Annotated in this window: 15 protein-coding genes; 6 read left to right on the top strand and 9 right to left on the bottom strand. The window is 70.4% G+C overall.

The genetic code is table 11. The annotated features are described in order from the left end of the window. The first annotated feature begins 35 nt into the window (after positions 1–35). Positions 36–836 (top strand): Cof-type HAD-IIB family hydrolase, encoded by an 801-nt coding sequence (locus tag ABD798_RS07640; protein WP_344872069.1) that lies wholly within the window; start codon positions 36–38, stop codon positions 834–836. Here ABD798_RS07640 and ABD798_RS07635 read toward each other — a convergent pair. From ABD798_RS07635 to ABD798_RS07625, 3 genes are read right to left on the bottom strand one after another with little or no spacing between them, the layout of a single operon-like run. Next, entirely contained in the window at positions 781–1,350 is a 570-nt protein-coding gene (locus ABD798_RS07635; protein ID WP_344872067.1) for a hypothetical protein, read from the bottom strand. The genes ABD798_RS07640 and ABD798_RS07635 overlap by 56 nt on opposite strands. Next, complete coding sequence (locus ABD798_RS07630; RefSeq protein ID WP_344872065.1) at positions 1,347–2,111, bottom strand: helix-turn-helix domain-containing protein; 765 nt, start codon at positions 2,109–2,111, stop codon at positions 1,347–1,349. The genes ABD798_RS07635 and ABD798_RS07630 overlap by 4 nt, the downstream gene beginning before the upstream one ends. Next, complete coding sequence (locus tag ABD798_RS07625) at positions 2,089–3,306, bottom strand: MFS transporter (protein ID WP_344872063.1); 1,218 nt, start codon at positions 3,304–3,306, stop codon at positions 2,089–2,091. The genes ABD798_RS07630 and ABD798_RS07625 overlap by 23 nt, the downstream gene beginning before the upstream one ends. Positions 3,307–3,453: 147 nt before the next feature. Between ABD798_RS07625 and ABD798_RS07620 the strand changes: the two genes are divergently transcribed. The 3 genes from ABD798_RS07620 to ABD798_RS07610 all read left to right on the top strand — a co-directional run bounded on the left by ABD798_RS07620 (position 3,454) and on the right by ABD798_RS07610 (position 7,733). Further along, on the top strand, positions 3,454–5,337 hold the full coding sequence (locus ABD798_RS07620) for a DUF8189 domain-containing protein (RefSeq protein ID WP_344872061.1): 1,884 nt from the start codon (positions 3,454–3,456) through the stop codon (positions 5,335–5,337). Positions 5,338–5,416: 79 nt separating this feature from the next. Next, positions 5,417–6,811 carry a hypothetical protein gene (locus tag ABD798_RS07615; RefSeq protein ID WP_344872058.1) on the top strand — a complete coding sequence of 465 codons (1,395 nt, stop codon included), beginning with the start codon at positions 5,417–5,419 and terminating at the stop codon, positions 6,809–6,811. Between the two features lie 100 nt (positions 6,812–6,911). Then, positions 6,912–7,733, top strand: coding sequence for a helix-turn-helix domain-containing protein (locus tag ABD798_RS07610; RefSeq protein WP_344872056.1), 822 nt, complete (start codon positions 6,912–6,914; stop codon positions 7,731–7,733). Here the strand turns inward: ABD798_RS07610 and ABD798_RS07605 are convergent. From ABD798_RS07605 to ABD798_RS07580, 6 genes are all read right to left on the bottom strand, one after another. Then, on the bottom strand, positions 7,702–8,430 hold the full coding sequence (locus tag ABD798_RS07605; protein WP_344872054.1) for an ESX secretion-associated protein EspG: 729 nt from the start codon (positions 8,428–8,430) through the stop codon (positions 7,702–7,704). The two genes, ABD798_RS07610 and ABD798_RS07605, sit on opposite strands and share 32 nt — an antisense overlap. A gap of 2 nt (positions 8,431–8,432) precedes the next feature. Continuing rightward, positions 8,433–9,527, bottom strand: a complete 1,095-nt coding sequence (locus tag ABD798_RS07600; RefSeq protein WP_344872052.1) for a PPE domain-containing protein — start codon at positions 9,525–9,527, stop codon at positions 8,433–8,435. Positions 9,528–9,545: 18 nt separating this feature from the next. Then, positions 9,546–10,130 (bottom strand): DUF3558 domain-containing protein, encoded by a 585-nt coding sequence (locus ABD798_RS07595; RefSeq protein WP_344872050.1) that lies wholly within the window; start codon positions 10,128–10,130, stop codon positions 9,546–9,548. Beyond that, complete coding sequence (locus tag ABD798_RS07590) at positions 10,123–10,530, bottom strand: hypothetical protein (RefSeq protein ID WP_344872048.1); 408 nt, start codon at positions 10,528–10,530, stop codon at positions 10,123–10,125. The genes ABD798_RS07595 and ABD798_RS07590 overlap by 8 nt, the downstream gene beginning before the upstream one ends. 86 nt (positions 10,531–10,616) lie before the next feature. Continuing rightward, the gene (locus ABD798_RS07585) at positions 10,617–11,606 is read right to left on the bottom strand and encodes a lysylphosphatidylglycerol synthase domain-containing protein (protein WP_344872046.1); all 990 of its coding nucleotides are present in this window, start codon (positions 11,604–11,606) and stop codon (positions 10,617–10,619) included. Positions 11,607–12,010: 404 nt separating this feature from the next. Then, positions 12,011–13,141 (bottom strand): hypothetical protein, encoded by a 1,131-nt coding sequence (locus ABD798_RS07580; RefSeq protein ID WP_344872044.1) that lies wholly within the window; start codon positions 13,139–13,141, stop codon positions 12,011–12,013. A gap of 186 nt (positions 13,142–13,327) precedes the next feature. Between ABD798_RS07580 and ABD798_RS07575 the strand changes: the two genes are divergently transcribed. Together ABD798_RS07575 and ABD798_RS07570 are read left to right on the top strand one after the other, a co-directional pair. Further along, the gene (locus ABD798_RS07575) at positions 13,328–14,425 is read left to right on the top strand and encodes a DegT/DnrJ/EryC1/StrS family aminotransferase (RefSeq protein WP_344872042.1); all 1,098 of its coding nucleotides are present in this window, start codon (positions 13,328–13,330) and stop codon (positions 14,423–14,425) included. Continuing rightward, positions 14,422–15,393 carry a Gfo/Idh/MocA family protein gene (locus ABD798_RS07570; protein ID WP_344872040.1) on the top strand — a complete coding sequence of 324 codons (972 nt, stop codon included), beginning with the start codon at positions 14,422–14,424 and terminating at the stop codon, positions 15,391–15,393. The genes ABD798_RS07575 and ABD798_RS07570 overlap by 4 nt, the downstream gene beginning before the upstream one ends. Positions 15,394–15,526: the final 133 nt, after the last annotated feature.

The following is a 15,526-nucleotide window of genomic DNA, read 5'->3' as shown; positions in this document are numbered from 1 at the left end:
CGACCACGCTATCCCGGATTGGGCAGGATGGGCGTGTGACGACTCCGCGCTTGATCGCCTCCGACGCCGACGGCACCCTGCTCACCCCGCTGGAGCGGGTCAGCGACCGCACCGCGGCCGTCGTGCGGCGCGCCGTGGACGCGGGCGCGGTGTTCGTCATCTCGACGGGGCGGCCGCCGAGGTGGACCCGGCCGATCCTGGACCAGCTCGGCCTGTACGGCCTGGGGGTCTGCAACAACGGCTCGATGGTCTACGACTTCGCCGAGGACCGCGCGCTCAGCGAGCACTCGCTCGACCCGATCCTGCTGCGCGACGCGGCCGAGGCGGTGCTGAAGGCCATCCCGGGCAGCGCGCTCGCGGTGGAGCGGGCCGAGGGCTCCTCGGAGCAGTGCTTCCTCGCCGAGCAGGGCTACGTCCACGCGTGGCCGATGGACGAGTCGGTCCTGGCGCCGCGCGATGAGCTGCTCGGCAAGCCAGCCGTGAAGCTGTTGGTCCGCAACACGTTGATGACCAGCGACGAGATGGCGACCGCCGCCAAGGCCGTGCTCGACGATTCGGTCGACGTGACCTTCTCGATCGGCTCCGGGCTGATCGAACTGGTGGCCAAGGACATCACCAAGGCCACCGGGCTCCAGCTCGTCGTCGACCGGCTCGGCCTCACCGCCGCCGACGTCGTCGCGTTCGGCGACATGCCCAACGACATCGCGATGCTGGGCTGGGCGGGGCTCGGCGTCGCCATGGGCAACGCGCACCCCTCCGCGATGGAGGCCGCCGACGAGGTCACCGCGCCGAACTCGGAGGACGGGGTGGCTCAGGTGCTGGAGCGCTGGTTCTGACCAGTCGCGCCGCAGCTCGTGGGTCGTCCGCGTGGAAGCGGACGCCGTGGACGGTGCGCCCGTCGAACTCCTGTGGCGGGTCGAACTCCACGAAGACCGTGGTGGTGTCGCCCGCTGCGATGTTCAGCACCTCGCCGACCACCGCGACCTGGCGTTCGTGGTTGCCCTTGCGCTCGGTCCGCACCGCGCGGACCGCGGCGAGCGGGAAGGACACCGCTAGGCCCGTTCCGTTGCGCAGCAACAGAGTTTCGGAGCTGACGACGTGCGGGCGGGTGATGAGCGACGCGATGTGGCCGAGCAGCCAGAGGACTCCGTAGACGCTGAGCACCAGCAAGATCCAGCGCACGGTCGCCCACGGCACGAGGAACTCCACGGCGACGATCTCCACCAGTGAAGCCACGAGCAGGGCGACGAGGACGGTCGTGGACTCGCCGGAGTACCCCACGGCCGTGCCGCCTTCGGGCACGTCCTTCTTGCCTCGCAGCAACAGGAAGAGGGCTCTGAACGCGATCACTTCGGCTCCTTCCGCGACACGCGCTCGGCGATGACGTGCATGAACCTCCGCTGTGCGGGGGCGAACGAGTCGACGAAGTCGAGGAACAGCGCGTCCATCGGCCCCGCGTTCTCCTGGAGGTCTCCTTGGGCCATCTCCGCGAGCTGTGGATTGCCCGCCAACAACTTCTCCACCAGCCGCTCGACCTCGGGGCTGTCCTCCGGCTCGTCCGCCAGCGCCTGGAAGCTCCGCGAGAACTCCACCATCGCCGCTTGGTGGCCAGGGCTGCCCCACAGCGCGCGGTAGGCCTCGGTCAGCCGGTCGACGCTGTCCGGCGAGGTCACGATGACCAGCAGCACGGCCTCCTTCTCCCGGCGCAGCAGCTGTTGGTCCACCCCGGCCGCTTCGAGCCTGCGCAGCATTTCGCCCAGCTCGCCGGGGATCTCCGGGTCTTCGGTGGACGTGCGCAGCTCCGCGATCCGCTTGCGCTGCGCGGAGATCCGTCGCTCCTGCCCGGCAAGCTCATCGTCCAAAGTGGACAGAGCTTCGTCGAGCGAGCGCGGTTTCTCGCCGAGCAGTCCGCGAATCTGCTCCAACGACAGGCCCAGATCGCGCAGTCGGCGAATGCGCGAGACGGTGATCAGCGCCTGGGTGCCGTAGCGGCGGTAACCGGAGGCGTCCCTCGGCGGCTCCTCGATGAGCCCCTCCGCCGTGTAGTGCCGGACCGCGCGCACCGTCGTTCCGGCGAGTTTGGCCAGCTCACCGATGGTCAGCACCGACACGCACCTCCTCCATCCTCCGCATCCCGGGGAGCAGCAGCACGCCCACCGCGAGCACGGCCCAGACCACTGTGATCAGTGTGCCGGTGGTGTGCACGCCTAAGCCGCTGATCAGCCAGCCCCCGGCGAAGGTGCCCACCGGCGTCGCGCTCAGCAGCGCCGCGTTCTGCACGCCGAACACCCGCCCGCGCGCGTCCTCCGGAACTCGTTCGCTGGTGAGCACCACCATCAGCGGCTGCATCGGCCCGCTGACCACGCCGAGCACCGCCGATGCCGCGACGAGCCACCAGTAGCCGGGCAGCGCGGCCAGCCAGGCGATGGCGCCGACCGAGGCGACAAGCGAAGCGGTCAGCCAGCCGCGCCTGGACAACCTCGCGCCGACCGCCGCGTAGACCAGGTTCCCGCCGATCATGCCGAGCGCCGAAGCCATGATCACCGGGCCGAGCTGACCCGCCGAGCCGCCGGTGGCGATGAAGTGCGCGGGCAGCAGGAGCATCTGCAACGGCGCCATGACCAGCACGCTCGCCGCAGCCAGCGCCGTCAACATGATCAACACTGGCTCGCTCCGCAGCACCGTCGCCGCGACCTTGAGGTCCTTCGTCCAGTGCTGCTTCTCCGACGGCGTCGCGGTGCCGAGGGTCGCGGGCAGCAGCCAGGTCAGCAGCGCCGCGGCGGCCGAGGTCGCGGCCGTGACCCACAGGGCGGTCGCGCTGTCCAGCCAGGTCAGCACGAGCGCGCCGAGCGCGGGACCGGCGATCAGGGTGGTGCCGACCATGGCCTGGCGGAGCCCGCTGAGCCGCTCCAACGTCATCCCCGTCGCCTTCGCGACGTCCGGCAGCAGCGTCTCGCGCGCGGTCATCCCCGGGATGTCGAAGATCGCGCCCGCGATGCCCAGCGCGATGAACCAGCCGATGTCGAGCCCGAAGACCACGTCCACCACGGGCAGCGCCGCCACGCACGCCGCGGAGGCCAGATCCGCCCCGACGGAGATCCGCCGCCGCCCGATCCGGTCGATCACCACGCCGCCCGCGATCGCCGCGACCAGCATCGGGATCCCGGTGGCGGCGGTGACGACCCCGGCAGCCGCGGCGTCGCCGGTGCGGGTGAGCAGCAACCACGGCAGGGCCATCCCGGCGATGGAGTTGCCCAGCAGGGACAGCGTCTCCGCGCCGAGGAAGAGGACCACCAGTCGCTTCATGCGGACAGCGTCGAGGGTTGACGCGGCGTCAGGGTCAAGACGCTTGCCGATTGGTCACAGTTTCGCCACGTCACCCGCACCGATCAGGCGAACTCAGGACACTCGAAGCAGTGACGGGGGTCACTTTCTGTCTGGGGGGAGCGACGAATGTCGTGCATCAAACGAAGGACTCTGCTCGCGGCCGGAGCAGTCGGCGCGGTGGTCGGAACCGTCGGCTTACCGGGATCACCGAGCTTCGCGCTCGCGGCCGACAAACTCGCGGCCAACAACGCTGAACGGCACTTGGCGGTGGTCGGGCACCCCGACGATGACCTGCTGTTCATGAATCCCGACATCCAGCAGGGGATCGCTCGCGGCTGCGTCACGCGCACGGTCTTCCTGACCGCCGGTGAGTACAACGGCACCGACGACCTCACGCGCGAGCAGTACGCCGCCGACCTGCAACGAGGGATGCACGCGGCCTACGCGGTGCTCGCGGGCGTCGCCAACGACTGGACGCGGAGCGCGGTGACGATCGCGGGCAAGCAGGTCGAGCTGCACACCCTGCGCCCCGCTCCGCACGTCGAGCTGATGTTCGTGAACATCCCGGACGGCTTCGACGAGCGCTACGACCACCCGATGACCAACCTCTGGTCGCGCTCCGGGTTCGCCACCGACACCCTCGTGCCGACCGGCGGGCCGATCACCGCTGTCCAGCGCTACGACCACAACTCGCTGACGGCGATGCTCACCGAGCTGATGCGTCAGTTCGCGCCGACCGTGATCCGGCTCCAGGACACGGTTCCCGACCCGCGCTACCTCGGCGATCTCGGTGAGCACGAAGACCACGTCGCCACCGCGAACTTCGCCATGAAGGCTGCGCGTGCGTATAGAGGGCGGGCCTACATCTCCGCTTACCGCTGCTACAGCATCGACCACTTCCCGGAGTGCGTTCCCGAACCGTTCCTTGGCACGAAAACCACGGCGTTCCAACGGTTCCAGGACTTCGACCCGTTGACCGGTCCGACCTTCGACGCGCACCTGCGCCGCGTGTACCGCCGCTGGCCGGTCGACGGCGGCTGGGCGATCCCCGGCTTCGTCTTCGCTGTAACGGCCGAAGGACTCCTTGTGTGGCAAGGGAATTCCTCGGGTTGGTCGGCTCCCGTGCTCGCGGGATCGGGCTCCTACGCGCCGCGTGTCTCCGCTGCGCTCAACGCCAACGGCCGCCCTCAGGTCGCCGTGCTCGACCTCGACAGCGGCCAGCTGCGTACGGCCTTCCGCTCCGGTTCGGTGTGGGTGTGGTCCACGGTCAGCCGTCCGCCGGGCAGCGGTGAGTTCTCGTCGACGCCCACGTTGGTCAGGGGCATCGACGGCAGGCTGCACCTGTTCGCCCGCAACAACTCCGGTGGGTTGAGCGCGACCGCGCAGACCAGCGCGGGCGGCTCCTTCGGCGCGTGGAGCAACCTCGGCGGCGGGCCCGACGTGCAGGACTCCATCTCCGCGTTCCTCGGCCCCGACGGCCAGATCGACGTCTTCGCCGACGGCCGGGGCAGAACCCTGCGCTGGCGGGCGGCAGCCGTCGGCTTCGCGCTCGACTCCGCGTTCCCGCAGATCGAGTGCGTCGGCGCGTCCGCCGTGGCCAGCAACGCCGACGGGCGCGTCCAGATCTTCAACCGCGAGCACGTCGACGGGGCACTGGGCACCGCGTACGAGCTGCCCGGCGGTGGGTGGTCCCCGCAGATCGCGCACCTCGGCGGCACGGGGTGGACCACGCCGGTCGCGGTCACCACTCCGCAGCCCGACAGCCGGATGGTCGTGTTCGCGCGCAACGACTCCGGCGGCGTGAGCATGGCCCGTCAGTCCACAAAGGACGGTGGATTCACGCCGTGGACCGACCTCGGCGGAGCGGTGGAGTCCGGCCTCGCGGCCCACCTCGACGGCTCCGGCCGCATCCGCCTCTTCGCCCAGCGCGGTGACGGCGGTGTGTGGGAGCGCGTTCAAGCCGCTCCCGGGGCCGACGCGTCCTTCGGGGCCTGGCAACGACTCCCGTGACGCTCGGGTGGCGCTAGCTGGGAGCCGCCACCGTCACTAGCTTTGTAGATCGTTACTTCGCACCGAGGGGGAGTACAGCATGGCCGAATTCTCCGTCGCGTTCACCCGGACCGACATCACGCCGGGCCCCAACACCGCACGCAACCGGTGGATGGCCGGCTACGGCTGGGACCCCCGAGGCAACCCGAACTTCACCACCGCGCGGCCGCTGCGCGCGGAGTGCGTGATGATCCGCCAGACCACGGGTGACCCGCTCATCGCGGTGCGGGTGGACCTGCTCAACCTGCCGACGTACATGTCGCGCAGGATTCGTGCTCGCGTGGTCAACGAGCTGCGCCTCACCGGCAACGCGTCGTTCATGCTCCAGTCCAGCCACACGCACTCCGGTCCCGCGCTGCCGGAGGAGCCCGATCCGTACATCATCTACGGGCTCTCCGGCGCGCAGCTCGACGAGGTCAACGAGTACGCGGACTGGCTCATCCGCCGGATCGTCGCACTGGTCAGGGAAACCGTCGCCAAGGCACCGACCCCGGTCACCCTCTCCTACGGCGAGGGCGTCGCGCGGGCCGCCGTCAACCGCGTCGGCCTCGGCTGGTCGCCCGACGAGGTCCCGGTGCTGCTCGCCCGGCGCGAGGGCACCAACGCCTCGTTCCTCGCCCTCTACGGCTACGCCTGCCACCCGGTCGCGCGGGGCAGCGAACCCGTCTTCGACAGCGACTTCCCGGGTGTGGCGGGCAAGCTCATCGAAACGCAGCTCGGCTGCCCGGCCTTCTTCTTCAACGGAGCGGCGGGCGACCGCAACCCCGACCGCATGGGCAGCGACGCCGACGTCGTCAACGTCGGCACTCGGGTGGGCGAGGGCGCGGTCAAGATCGTCCGCGACGGCGGCCTCACTCCGGTTCGCGGGCCCGTCAAGGCGATCCTGCGCGCCGCGCGGCTGCCGCTGGCCGAGGACCTCACCAACCCGGACGTGCTGCTGCGCTTGGACGCCGCCTACGAGCAGGAGCGCCTGCGCGCGGTGCAGGAGGGCGACGTCCCAGGAGCCCGCTTCTGCGAGTCGATGCGCCGCGAGCTGGCCGACGGCTCCACGCCGGTGGTCTACAACGTGCCCGTGCAGTGCTGGAAGTTCGGCAGCGACTTCGGCATCCTCGGCCTCGGCGGCGAAGCGCTCTCCGGCTACAACGTCGGCACCCGGGCGGCGACCAACCGCAGGCTGTGGGTCATGGCCTACGCCAACGAGATCCCCGGCTACGTGCCCGCCGACGACGTGCTCTGGCACTGGCCGGGACCGGCCTGCTACTACGAGTCCGGCTGGGACGAGAACCCCAAGTTCAGCGGACGGGGCACGAGCATGATGGCCTTCGGCTGGCCCGTCCCGCTCGCCTCCTCGCAGCCGGTCGGCACCAGCCCGGCCACCCCGCAGAGCGCGGAGGGCGTGCTCATGGCCACCTGCCGCAGGGTGCTCGCCGACTGACCCGATCCGGTGAAGCGCACCGGCTGCCCTGGTCCGGGCCCACCCGGCGCAACAAACATGATCGGTTGTGACCGACACGCCGACCGTACGCAAGCGCCGGGTGGGCCGGATCCTGCGGGAGCTGAGGGAACGCGCGGGGCTCAGCCACACCGACGTGGCTGGCCGGATCGAGTCCTCCACCACGGTGATCTCCCGCATCGAGAGCGGGCAGAACAAGATCAAACCGGGGGACGTTCGCGACCTGCTCGACATCTACGGTGCCCCCGACGACCTCCGTGACCAGGTGCTCGACCTGATCAAGGAGGCGGACCGGCCGCGCTACTGGCAGCCCTTCCAACGGCACCTGCCGAAGGTCCAGCGCACCTACCTCAGCCTGGAGTCCGAGGCGTCGCTGCTCTGCGGCATCGACACCGGCACCTTCCACCCGCTGCTGCGCACCACCGACTACGCCCGCGCCGCGCTCGCCGCGGACTGGCGCGCCGGTGATGACGAGACCCGCCGCGACCAGCTGCTGGCGCTCGGCGTCGCCCGCCAGGACCTCATCGGCCGCGCGGAGGACCCGCTCGGCGTCAGCCTCTTCGTCGACGAGTCCGTGCTGCGCAGGCCCATCGGCGGCTTCGAAGTGCTGCGCGAACAGCTCCTGCACGTCCAGGCGCTCGTGGAGTCACCGCACATCGACGTTCGCGTCGTGCCCAACAAGGTCGGCATGCACCCGGGCGTCGACGGGCCGTTCACCCTGCTGCACTTCGACGAGCCGGACATGGAGGTCGGCTACGTCCCGCACCGCGACGGCTGCCTCTACCTGCAACGCTCCCGCGAACTCGACGAGCTCGGCCGACGCCTGGAAACCCTTGCCGCACTGGCGTTCCCGGCATCGGCCACCGCCGGGTTCATCGGCTACCTCCTCGGCGAGATCGGCTGAGCAGCACCTGCTCGACCCGCTGGCTGATCCGGGGCGCGTCGGCGGGAACGACCGTCGTCCACCCCCGCAGCTCCTCGATCAGGTAGCGCCCGGCCGGGGTGTCGAAGCAGGCCACGACCCGGTCGCCCCTGCGCGAGGCGACCGTCACGCCGAACTGGGCGCCGTTGCACCTGCCCCGGATCATGTTCCCCAGCCGCCGCGCGTCACCACTCGGCACACCGGCCGCGGACAGCGCGTCGACCAGAGCCCACTCCGACGTGCCAGCACTGCGGGCGGCCGCGCCGAGCACCTCGCTGGGCACGTTCACGACCTGGCCCGAACCGGCCGCGAGCGGCGGCAGCACGGAGACCGCTGCGCGCGCGAGGTCGCCGGGCCTGATCCACCGCACGGAGAAGCTGTCCTCGGTGAGCACGCCCAGCACCGCGCGGCCCCTCGCCCGCGCGGCGAGCGCCCGCACGTTGCGGTCGACCCACATCCGTCCATCCACAGTGGACTCAGGATTCGCCAGCAGGTGCAGCGCCTCGGCCAGCTCGTCGTGGAAACCTTTGTCCTGCAACTCTTCCAGGGCTTTCGCGATCTCCGCCCTTCGCTCGTCCTCCTCGAATCCACGCGGCGTCACCATGAGTTCGATGGGCATCGGCGGCAGCGCGAGCCGTTCCCACAACACCTGGTAGGCGGACGGCGAGAGCGCGAACACGGCTACTCACCGATGACCGGAGGAGCGACCTGGGGCAGATCGCCGACCAGGTCGTCAGTCACCGAGTACTTCCTGGCGTGCTCGGTCTCCCCTTCCTGTTGCGGTGAGCCAAGAGCAGGCTGCATGAACGACTGTCCCGGCTTGCCCGGCGCGCTCCGCCCGGCGTCCGCGGCGGTGGGCGACGGCGTTGCCGCTCCGCCACCTCGTCCCGTCCCGCCGCCCGGCCGACCGCCCCTCGTGGAACCACCGCCGGAGCCTCCGTTCCCACCGCTTCCCCAGCTCGCGACGCCCCCGGCGAGACCGCCTCCGCCTCCGGTCGCGGCGTGACCGCCGCTGCCCCGGGCCGTCGGATGGGCGCCAGGTTCGGTCGGCGTCGGCTGAAAGCCTTGATGCTCAACGTTTCCGCTGCGACCCGGGTCGCTCGGCGCCGGGTCGCGGTGCTGCTGTGCGACCTCACCGCTCTGCTGCTGCTCGGCAGAACGGCCGCCACCGTCGATCCGGCCACCCGCGCCACCGACCGGCGGGCGGGGCGCGGGGGTCGGAGCGCCGGGAACCTCGATCCCGACCTGCGGGGGCGGGGCGAACGCCGGGAAGTTGGTCCCCGTCTGCGTCGAGTTCTGCGCGTAGGACCGCATCACCTCGGCGGCCCGCAGGTGCGCCTCGTGCGCGGCCTTCTCCTGGGCCTGCCGATCGGTGGTGATGCCGAAGAAGTTCGCGATGCCCTGGATCACGCCGTTGTCCGGCATCGCCGTGACGGCCTGCGGCTCCGGCATCCGGTCCCGCGCCTGCGTGTAGTGCCAGGACTGCATGACCGTGGAGTTCGTGCAGCTCGACGCGTTCGTCCCGGCCAGCTCCGCCCACGGCCCGAACCGTCCGACGTTGGTGCTCGCGCGACTCGCCGCGAGCCCGTCCCACGCCGCCCCGAGCGCCTTCAACCCCTCCGCCAGGTCGAACACCGCGTCCTCGTACTGCGCGCGGAGCTTGCGGTAGAAGGCCTCCGCCAGCCGCGCCGCCGCCACCCCCCTGCCCGATCGGATCTGCCGGTGGAGCTCCTCGTGCGGAACCGCCAGCCAGTTGATGCCCGTCACGTCGCCCATCTCGTCCCCCCGGACTCGTCACGTCGTGGTCATGAGCGTGCTGATCGCCGCCTCGGCCGCCTCGTGCGCGCGACGGCAGGCGAACCCCTCGTCCCGCACCGGCCCGTACCCCCGGGTTTCGCTGAACCCGACGATGAGCACCTGACCGGGCGCGACATCGACGACGACGTCGCAAGCCGGTGCCTCACCAGGAGGCCGTGTTCTGACGACGAGGTCCCTGGACGGGAACCCGCTGACGGCGGTCTCTCGCACGTCGGCGTTGACCTTGCCGCCGGCGAACCGGTCGGCCCCCGTGTGCGGGACCGGCACGAGGTAGAAGCTCTCGAAGGCCTTGTCGTTGGGAAAACGGCAGGACTTCGACTCGAAGACCGAGCTCTCGCCGGGACGCGCGGGCGAATCGATGCCGAAGACGCGTTGCTGCGCGGCGGAGAAGAGCGTGCAGGGGTCGACGTGGGTCAGGTCCAGGACCCGTGGCCGGTCGACGTGCGGGGTCGTCGACGTCGACGTGATGGGCGTGTCGGCACCGACGACGGTGACGCAGCCGGTGAGGGACATCGCGAGCAGGCCGGTGCCGAGCCAGGCGAAGTGGCGGCGATCAGCCATGGTGACCGCCCTCGAACGCCTGGCGGTTCGCCGCCTCGGTGGTGCTCATGAGGCGCAGGGTGTCCTCGAGCCGGTCGATCATCGCTTGCAGTTGGCTCCGGAAGGCGATGATGGCGTTGCGCGCGCATTCGGGCTCGGTGAGCCCTTTGGCGGTGAGCACTTCGGCGATGTACTCGCTGACGCGGTCCTCGGCCATGGGATCGACGACAAGCGCGTGCCTCGCTTCTTCAGAGAGGTCGTCCATGCGCTTTTTGACCCGGGTGATCAAAGCAATCGCTTGCGGGATCTTGTCGCGGTCGATGCGCAGTGTTCCTGGCCGGGCAACGTCCTCGCGCGTGGGCACGTCGGTCCACGCGGTTCGCCAGCGCGGATCTCCGGATATCCCCCCGATGTCCGTCATGAATTGACGGTAACAACGAATAAGGGTAACGAAGAAGGGTCCGCGAAGAATTCTTCGCGGACCCTCCATCTGTCGGGCTAAACGCGTTAGGCATTCACCGGCGTTGTCTTCGACATCTTCCAGCGCGCGAGTCCGGCTGCTCCGCCCGCCATCGCGATGTCGGCCACGGTGAACATCAGCCGGGACACGAGGGTGAACGCGAGGGCCTGCTCAACGGGCATCGTGGTGCTGAGCGCGGAGACGAGGACGAGCTCACGGACACCGGCGCCGGAGGGCAGGATGAACGCGATCAGGCCGACGGTCATGCCGATGGCGACGGCACCCGCGCAGAGCAGCAGCACGCGCACGCTCACCGGGCCGGAGCTGATCGACAGCAGCCACAGGTGCACGCCGAAGAGCACGTAGGACAGCAGCGCGTAGCCCAGCGAGCGGCCGACGGTGCTCCACGGGAGGACGTGGTCCAGCGGTGCCTTCTTGAGCACCTTCAGCACGAAGGAAGCGCCCCAGGTCAGCACCTTCGGGTGCAGCGCGATCAGGCCGACCGGCAGCGCGAGGTAGAGCCACATCAGGCCGGGCGTGGAGCTGAGCATCACCGGCAGCGCCAGGACGCCGAGCAGCAGCGAGGCCACCACGCCGACGCCGAGGTTGATCAGGGTCGCGGTGAACACCCGCGCGCGGGGGAGTCCGGCCTGGCGGCCAAGCTCCATCTGGAGCAGATAGGCCCACACGGAGCCGGGGACGTACTTGCCGAGCGAGCCGACGAGCATGATCTGCGCGCCGCGGAGGGCGCCGATCGGCTTGCCGAGCCCGTCGACGATGGTCTGCCAGCCGAGCGTGCCCGCGGCGATGCCGAGCACGACGGCGAGCTGGCTGAGCACGGTCGAGTGCCACGGCACCGTGACCAGGGTCTTGGACACGCCGTCCCAGTGCGAGTACAGCGCCCATCCCGCCGCGGCGAGCACGAGGACCAGCAACGCCCTGCGCAGCCAGGTCATCAGCACGGCCCTGCCCGTCGGGGCCGGCTGCGGGGCGGGCGCTGCCGATTCGGCCGGCGCGGCCTCGTCCTGCACGGTCATGGGACCTCCGTTGCTCCCGTTGGCTCTCTTCGATCGAAAAAGCATGCGGCTACCCGTCAACCCTGCTGGGAAGTTCGGCGCCGGGACCGGCGACCGCTGAGGAGAGGGCAGCACGCCACGGGGCGGACCCGGGCACAGTGCTCACCACCTGAAAGACGCCGTACCGCCGCGCCGGTTGTCCAGCACGGGTGGAAGCGACCCGATTCACCTCGTTGGGGTAACGCCCCCGGGCGTTACCCCTGGTGGAACTCAGACTGGGGTCAGTCACAGTTCTCGCTCGTCCTGTGCGTGTGCGGCCGGTCGGGCCCATGGAGGCTACCGGCCGTCTCGCGGTGAAACTCAGCCGGTCCTGCTCCGATCGGCGGGAAAACCGACGATTGGGACACCCGGGTGAAGCCGGTGTGCTATTCGCCGGTCACGCTGCGGTGGCCCTCCGACCACGGCCACGAGCCGCCGAAGCCCAGCTCGCGCAGCGCGCTCGGCGAGCAGTGCAGCACGAGCGGGCGCAGCGTCTCCGAAGCCGGCAGCGGCAGCCGTTCCACCCCGACCGCGAGCGCTCCGCCGTCGGGCAGCGCGAGCACTCCGTTCAGCGTCAGCCTGCCGCGCGGACCGAGCGGGCGAGGCGTGCGCAGCCGGTGCCACGCCCCGGAGCCCAGGTGCGCGGCGTAGGCGTCGTCGCCCTCGGCGAAGCCGACCGACACCCGCCCGTCGACCGCGTTGAGCTGGCCCTCGGCGCCCGGCGACCCCGTGAGCCGCCAGCCGGAGCCGGACCAGGTCATGGTCAGCGGGAAGCGCACCCCGGCCTCGTCGGTGCGGTAGCCCACCGCGACCGCGTCGCCGCTGTCCGGGAGCATCGCCACGTCCTGGAGGCTGTGCTCGACGCCGGGCTCGGCGGGGGTGGCGAAGCGCTGCCAGTAGTCGCCGTCGAAGTGCAGGACGACGGCCGTCTCCACGTCGTTCTCGAAGGCCCAGCCCACCGCCCAGACGTTGGTGGCCGAGGTCCCCGCGACCCCGGACAGGCCCCAGTGCTCGCCGATGTCGGGAAGCACCAGCTCGCTCCACGCCCGGCCGTCCCAGCGCTGGACGATGCCGCGCCGGTGGCTGTCCGAGCGGCGGCAGAGGTCGCCGACCGCCCACACGTCGTCCGGGCCGAACTCCGTCATGCCCAGGTAGGAGCCGTGCGAGTCCTCGGGGAACGGGGTGTCCGCGCGCCGCCAGCCGGTGCCGTAGTGGTGCAGCACCCTGCCGTTGTCGCCCGCCGCCCAGAGCTCCTCACCGGCGGCGGTCGTCGCGGTGATCCTGCCGATGTCCGGGACCGGGGCCTCCCGCCAGACCGCGCCGTCGCGGCGCAGCGCCTTGGTCATGTGGCCCGTTCTGGTGACCAGGAAGCCCAGCGCCCACACCTCGGGCACACCCGAAACGCCGATACCCGCGGTGCTGATCACATCGGTCAGCACCGCGTTCAGTTGCGGGGTCCGCTCCTGCTGCCACAGTCGCGTCGCCGTGCCCGCCCCTGGCGAACGTGAAGGCTCCATCACCTGTGTATTCGCTCGAAGGGCCCGCAACGTTCTCCTCCCGGCAGCGTGTCGTGCGCCATATCCCCTCGGACGGGGGACGAAGGCCGTCGTGACGCGGGAGCGGACCAGGCCCGGGGTGACCGGGGATACATGGGTAACGTGGCCGACTGCCATGTTGGTCCTGCCGAGCCGAAAGACGAGTGAATGATCCCCATCACCGTCGTCGACGTCGCCGACGCGGAACCGCTGGTCATGGAGGTCCTGCGTTCGGGCGTCATCGCCCAGGGCCCGATGGTCAAGCGGTTCGAGGATGCTTTTGCCGAGGTCGCTGGCGTGCGCCACGCGATCGCCGTGAACAGCGGCACCACAGCGTTGGTCGCCTCGATCCAGGTCCTGGACCTGAAGCCGGGCGACGAGGTCGTCACCTCGCCCTTCACCTTCGTCGCCACGCTGAACGCGATCCTGGAGGCGGGCGCGACCGCGCGCTTCGCCGACATCTCCGAGGACGACTTCTGCGTGGACCCTGACGCGGTCGCCGCCGCGATCGGGCCGAGGACCAAGGTCCTGATGCCGGTGCACCTGTACGGGCAGATGGCCGACATGAGCCGCCTCGCCCCGCTGGCCGAGAGCAACGGCCTCGCGCTGGTCGAGGACGCCGCGCAGGCCGTTGGCGCGAGCTTCGCCGGGAACAGGGCGGGCAGCTACGGGCTCGGCTGCTTCTCGCTCTACGCGACGAAGAACATCACCACCGCCGAGGGCGGCGTGATCACGACCGACGACGACGTGCTCGCCGACCGGCTGCGCGTGCTGCGCAACCAGGGGATGCGCGCCCGCTACCAGTACGAGGTCGCCGGTCACAACTACCGGCTGACCGACCTGCACGCGGCCGTGGGCATCCCGCAGCTGGAGAAGCTGGCCTCGGTCACCGAGCAGCGCCAGCGCAACGCCGAGGCGCTGTCCAAGGGCCTCGCCGACGTGCCCGGCCTGCGGCTGCCCCAGGTGCTGGCCGACCGCACCCACGTCTGGCACCAGTACACCGTGCTGGTCGGCCCGGACGCGGCCGTCGACCGCGACGAGCTGTCCGCGAAGCTGACGGAGAAGGGTGTCGGCAACGGCATCTACTACCCGAAGGTCGTCTTCGACTACGACTGCTACCGCGACCACCCCGGCGTGATCGCCTCCGACGTGCCGGTGACCGAGCGCGTCGCCCAGCAGGCGCTGTCGCTGCCGGTGCACCCCAAGCTCTCCGAAGCCGACGTCGACAAGGTCGTCGGCACGGTGCGGGAGGTGCTCGGAGCATGAGCAACCCCAGGATCGCCCTCATCGGCGGCGGCCAGATGGGCTCGCTGCACGCCCGCGTGCTCGCCCAGTCCGCCCGCGCCGACCTCGTGCAGCTGATCGAGCCGCGCCAGGAGTCCGGCCGCGTGCTCGCCGACAAGCACGGCGTCGCGTGGGCCCCGGACTTCGACGATCTGTCCACTGTGGACGCCGTGGTGATCGCGGCGGCGACCGAGGCGCACTACGCGCTCGCCAAGCGGGTGCTGGAGCTGGGCAAGCCGTTGCTGGTGGAGAAGCCGCTCGCGGCCACCTACGAGCAGTCGGCGGAACTGGTCGCGGAGTCCGAGCAGCGCGGTCTGCCGCTGCTGTGCGGGTTCCTGGAGCGGTTCAACCCGGCCGTGCTCACCGCCAAGCAGTTCATCGGTGAGGTCGTGCAGGTCAACGCCACCAGGCACTCGCCGTTCGTCTCGCGGATCAAGACCGGTGTCGCCACCGACCTGCTGATCCACGACGTCGACCTGGCGATCGGGTTCACCGGCCAGGAGCCGGACTCGGTGAAGGGCTCCTTCGGCTACTTCCACGGCCAGTCCAAGTCCAACCGGTCCGAGGACAGCGCCGACGCCACGATGTCCTTCGCCAACGGCGCGCTTGCCACCATCTCGGCCAGCCGGATCAGCCAGCGCAAGATCCGCGAGATCTCGGTGATGGAGCTGCACCGGCTGATCGAGATCGACCTGCTGCGCAAGGGCATCACCATCTACCGGCACGTCGCCGACTCGCCCGCCTCCGACGGCGTCGGCTACCGCCAGCAGACGGTCATCGAGATCCCCTCGATCCAGCACAGCGCGGAGCCGCTCGCCGCGCAGCTGGACCACTTCCTCAACCTGCTCGACACCGGCGCCGGGGTCGACGCGGAGCGCAAGGCGATCCTGCCCGCGCACCGCGCCGTGCACGAGGCGACCGTGTCGGCGACGGCGGTCGCCGCCGTCTAGTCCGACCAGCGCGAACGCGGCGGTGAGACTCGTTCTCACCGCCGCGTTCGTTTTTGTGAGTGATTCTCGAATTCGCTGCGAACGATTCTATTGACGTTTTCTTGACAATTGCCAAGATCGCTTGCGTGAGTAA

It is taken from the genome of Allokutzneria multivorans (genome assembly GCF_039537405.1).
Classification (GTDB): Bacteria; Actinomycetota; Actinomycetes; order Mycobacteriales; family Pseudonocardiaceae; genus Allokutzneria; species Allokutzneria multivorans.
Note: the sequence above shows the minus strand (reverse complement) of the source record. Positions and strands in the feature narration are given on the sequence as shown.

Bases quoted from the DNA above. Each gene is read 5' to 3' on its own strand.
- ABD798_RS07570 (WP_344872040.1), top strand. From the start codon at position 14,422: ATGAGCAACCCCAGGATCGCCCTCATCGGCGGCGGCCAGATGGGCTCG.
- ABD798_RS07625 (WP_344872063.1), bottom strand. From the start codon at position 3,306: ATGAAGCGACTGGTGGTCCTCTTCCTCGGCGCGGAGACGCTGTCCCTG.
- ABD798_RS07585 (WP_344872046.1), bottom strand. From the start codon at position 11,606: ATGACCGTGCAGGACGAGGCCGCGCCGGCCGAATCGGCAGCGCCCGCC.
- ABD798_RS07580 (WP_344872044.1), bottom strand. From the start codon at position 13,141: ATGGAGCCTTCACGTTCGCCAGGGGCGGGCACGGCGACGCGACTGTGG.
- ABD798_RS07615 (WP_344872058.1), top strand. From the start codon at position 5,417: ATGGCCGAATTCTCCGTCGCGTTCACCCGGACCGACATCACGCCGGGC.
- ABD798_RS07590 (WP_344872048.1), bottom strand. From the start codon at position 10,530: ATGACGGACATCGGGGGGATATCCGGAGATCCGCGCTGGCGAACCGCG.
- ABD798_RS07575 (WP_344872042.1), top strand. From the start codon at position 13,328: ATGATCCCCATCACCGTCGTCGACGTCGCCGACGCGGAACCGCTGGTC.
- ABD798_RS07620 (WP_344872061.1), top strand. From the start codon at position 3,454: ATGTCGTGCATCAAACGAAGGACTCTGCTCGCGGCCGGAGCAGTCGGC.
- ABD798_RS07595 (WP_344872050.1), bottom strand. From the start codon at position 10,130: ATGGCTGATCGCCGCCACTTCGCCTGGCTCGGCACCGGCCTGCTCGCG.
- ABD798_RS07600 (WP_344872052.1), bottom strand. From the start codon at position 9,527: ATGGGCGACGTGACGGGCATCAACTGGCTGGCGGTTCCGCACGAGGAG.